This window comes from Agromyces sp. P1_H4 (genome assembly GCF_056405255.1).
In genome coordinates this window covers 1-3,359 of sequence record NZ_JBFUCL010000381.1, presented here as the reverse complement: position 1 = coordinate 3,359, position 3,359 = coordinate 1, and the positions used below count along the sequence as shown (strand labels likewise).

Annotated in this window: 4 protein-coding genes; 2 read left to right on the top strand and 2 right to left on the bottom strand. The window is 71.6% G+C overall.

What is annotated here, in order from left to right; genetic code table 11:
- Together AC1DY2_RS17485 and AC1DY2_RS17480 are read left to right on the top strand one after the other, a co-directional pair.
- Positions 1-1,279, top strand: a 1,279-nt coding sequence (locus AC1DY2_RS17485) for a DNA repair helicase XPB (protein WP_476763570.1), incomplete at its 5' end; no start/stop codon positions are given.
- 141 nt (positions 1,280-1,420) lie between these two features.
- A complete protein-coding gene (locus tag AC1DY2_RS17480) occupies positions 1,421-2,017 on the top strand; it encodes a dihydrofolate reductase family protein (protein WP_476763569.1) in 597 nt (198 codons plus the stop codon).
- A gap of 78 nt (positions 2,018-2,095) precedes the next feature.
- Here AC1DY2_RS17480 and AC1DY2_RS17475 read toward each other — a convergent pair whose 3' ends face one another.
- The gene (locus tag AC1DY2_RS17475) at positions 2,096-2,809 is read right to left on the bottom strand and encodes a pyrimidine reductase family protein (RefSeq protein WP_476763568.1); all 714 of its coding nucleotides are present in this window, start codon (positions 2,807-2,809) and stop codon (positions 2,096-2,098) included.
- The coding region (locus tag AC1DY2_RS17470; protein ID WP_476763567.1) for a dihydropteroate synthase at positions 2,806-3,359 on the bottom strand (554 nt) is incomplete at its 5' end. The genes AC1DY2_RS17475 and AC1DY2_RS17470, both read right to left, overlap by 4 nt.

Genomic DNA, 3,359 nt, shown 5'->3' with positions numbered 1-3,359 from the left:
CGCCAAGCGCATCGCGCCGCTGCTCACCGAGCGGATCGACGTCGAGAGCTTCCTCGTCGCGGCGTGGGCGCGCGGCGCCCTCAAGCAGGAGCTCGTGAAGTTGGGCTGGCCGGCCGAGGACCTCGCCGGCTACACGCCCGGCACGCCACATCCGATCGAGCTCGACCAGACGAGCTGGCACCTGCGCGACTACCAGCAGAAGGCCGTCGACAACTTCTTCGACGGCGGCTCGGGCGTGGTCGTGCTGCCGTGCGGCGCGGGCAAGACCCTCGTCGGCGCGGGTGCGATGGCCACGGCGAAGACCACCACGCTCATCCTCGTGACCAACACGGTGTCGGCCAGGCAGTGGCGCGACGAACTGCTGAAGCGCACGAGCCTCACCGCCGAGGAGATCGGCGAGTACTCGGGGCAGGTGAAGGAGGTCAAGCCCGTCACCATCGCCACGTACCAGATCCTCACCGCGAAGCGGAAGGGCGAGTACGCCCACCTGGCGCTGCTCGACGCGCTCGACTGGGGCCTCGTCGTCTACGACGAGGTGCACCTGCTGCCGGCGCCGGTCTTCAAGCTCACTGCCGAACTGCAGGCGCGCCGTCGCCTCGGCCTCACCGCGACGCTCGTGCGAGAGGACGGACGCGAGGGCGACGTCTTCTCCCTCATCGGTCCCAAGCGGTTCGACGCGCCGTGGAAGGAGATCGAGGCGCAGGGCTTCATCTCCCCCGCGGCCTGCTACGAGGTGCGCATCGACCTGCCGCAGTCGGAGCGGCTCGCGTACGCGGCATCCGCCGACGACGAGCGGTACCGGCTCGCGGCGACCGCACCCGCGAAGCTCGGCGTGGTGAAGGAGCTCGTGGCGAAGCACGCCGGCGAGCGGATCCTCGTGATCGGCCAGTACCTCGACCAGATCGACGAGCTCGCCGAGACCCTCGGCGCACCCCAGCTCACGGGCGCCACGCCGGTGGACGAGCGCGAGCGGCTCTTCCAGGAGTTCCGTGACGGGCGCACCCCGGTGCTCGTCGTGTCGAAGGTGGCGAACTTCTCGGTCGACCTCCCCGAGGCGACCGTCGCGATCCAGGTGTCGGGCTCGTTCGGCTCGCGCCAGGAGGAGGCCCAGCGCCTCGGCCGCCTGCTGCGGCCGAAGGAGTCGGGACTCTCGGCGAACTTCTACACCCTCGTCGCGCGCGACACCGTCGACCAGGACTTCGCGCAGAACCGGCAGCGGTTCCTCGCCGAGCAAGGCTACAGCTACACGATCCTCGACGCGCACGGGCTCGCGGCGTAACCGGAGGCCGGCGCCGGCGCTCGCGCCCGCGGCATCGGCACCCGCATGCGCGAAAAACCGATTGCAGACTGCAAGCGGAATGGCTACCCTCTCGGCATACCGATTGCACTTCGCAATCGGTCTTGCAGGGAGGAGACACCCATGTCCAACGTCGTCTGCGACGTCGCCGTCTCGATGGACGGCTACATGGCCGGACCCGGCCAGACCCGCGACCTGCCCTTCGGGAGGATCGAGCACAACCGCCTCTACGACTGGATGATCGAGGACGGCGCGGAGAACCGGGACGAGTTCGACGCCATGCTCGACGCGGGCGCCTTCATCATGGGGCGCAACATGTTCGGCCCGGACCGGGGCGAGTGGGACCTCGACTGGAGCGGGTGGTGGGGCGACGAGCCGCTCTACCACGCGCCGGTGTTCGTCCTCGCGCACCGGGAACGACCCGACCTCGCCATGGCGGGCGGCACCACGTTCCACTTCGTGACGGCGGGACTGCACTCGGCGCTCGAGCGGGCCAGGGCGGCCGCCGGCGACCGCGACGTCGTGATCGTCGGTGGCGCCACGACGGTCAACCAGTTCCTCGCCGCGGGGCTCGTCGACGAGGTTCGCGTGCACGTGACGCCCACGATCATCGGGGCGGGCCATCGCCTCTTCGACGGGGTGCCGCCGGCGGCGTTCGAGCAGGTCTCGTCACGGGGGACCTCGCTCGTCACGCACCTCGCGTACCGGCCGGTGCGCTGACCCGCGGCCGCCGGGCTCGCTCGACGCGGCGCGTTCGACCGCGTCAGCCCGCCCGCCGCGTCAGCGCGTCCGACCGCGTCAGCGCGCCCGCGCGTACCGCAGCAGCAGCAGGTCGCCGGCGGGGATCGCATGCACGAGCCGCATCCGCTGCTCGACCTCGGGCGCCCCGCGCACGATGCGGCCGGCGCCGCCCGCCACGAGGAGCGGACTCAGGCTGAGGCACAGCTCGTCGACGAGATCCGACTCGACCAGCGAGCCGAACAGGTGCGGGCCGCCCTCGCAGAGCACCTGCCCCAGGCCGAGGCGGGCGAAGGCGTCGAGCATCGCCGCGAGGTCGACCGTGTCCTCGCCGCACACCAGCACATCGGCGACCTYGGCGAGCGCGTCGCGTCGGTCGGCGGGCGCCGCCTCGCGCGTCACGACGATCGGCCGCTCCACCGCGCGCGCGAACACCGGATGCTCGGGACCGAGGTCGAGACGCGACGAGACCACGGCCAGCCGCGGCTGCGGCGGGAGCCCGCGCGACCGCCGCCACGCGGCATCCGCTTCGCCGACCTGCAGGCCGCCGTACCCCTCGACCCGCACCGTACCCGCGCCGACCAGCACCACGTCGGCGAGCGTGCGCAGCACCTGCATGGCGAGGCGGTCGTGCTCGTCGCCGAGGCCCCCGCTTCGCCCCTCGAGGGTCACCGCCCCGTCGAGGCTGGTGACGAAGTTCATCCGCACCGCGGGCACGTCACGATCGGCGATCGCGTAGGCCTCGAGGAGCTCTTCCCTCGTCGGCGCGGTCATGGCTCCTCGTTCGGGCCGTCGTACATGTTGTGCCTGAGGTGGGTCGGTTCGCGCCATCCCATGACGGCCTCGACCATCCGTGCCGCGTCGACCGATTCGGCCACGTTGTGCATGCGCAGGATGCGGGCGCCCTGGGCGACGCAGAAAACCGCGGCGGCGAGCGAACCCGCGAGTCGAGCGTCGCGTGCGCGGTCCAGCGTCTCGCCGATGAAGTCCTTGTTCGACACCGCGGCGACGAGCGGGAACCCGAGCCGTGTGAGCTCGCCGAACCGTCGGGTGAGCTCGAGGCTGTGGCGCGTGTTCTTGTTCAGGTCGTGCCCCGGGTCGAGCACGATCCGCTCCTCGGGCACGCCGTGCGCGACGGCGAGTGCGGTGCGCACCTCGAGGAACGCGGCGACCTCGCCCACGACGTCGTCGTACTCTGGCCGCGGGAACCACTGGCGGGGTTCGGCGCGGCTGTGCGTGATGACGAGCGTGGCAGCGGATGCCGCGACCACCTCCGCGATCGCCGGATCGTGCACGCCCGTGGTGTCGTTGATGACGTCGGCGC

Excerpts from the sequence above, each read along its gene's own strand:
- AC1DY2_RS17480 (WP_476763569.1), top strand. The coding sequence starts at position 1,421 with ATGTCCAACGTCGTCTGCGACGTCGCCGTCTCGATGGACGGCTACATG.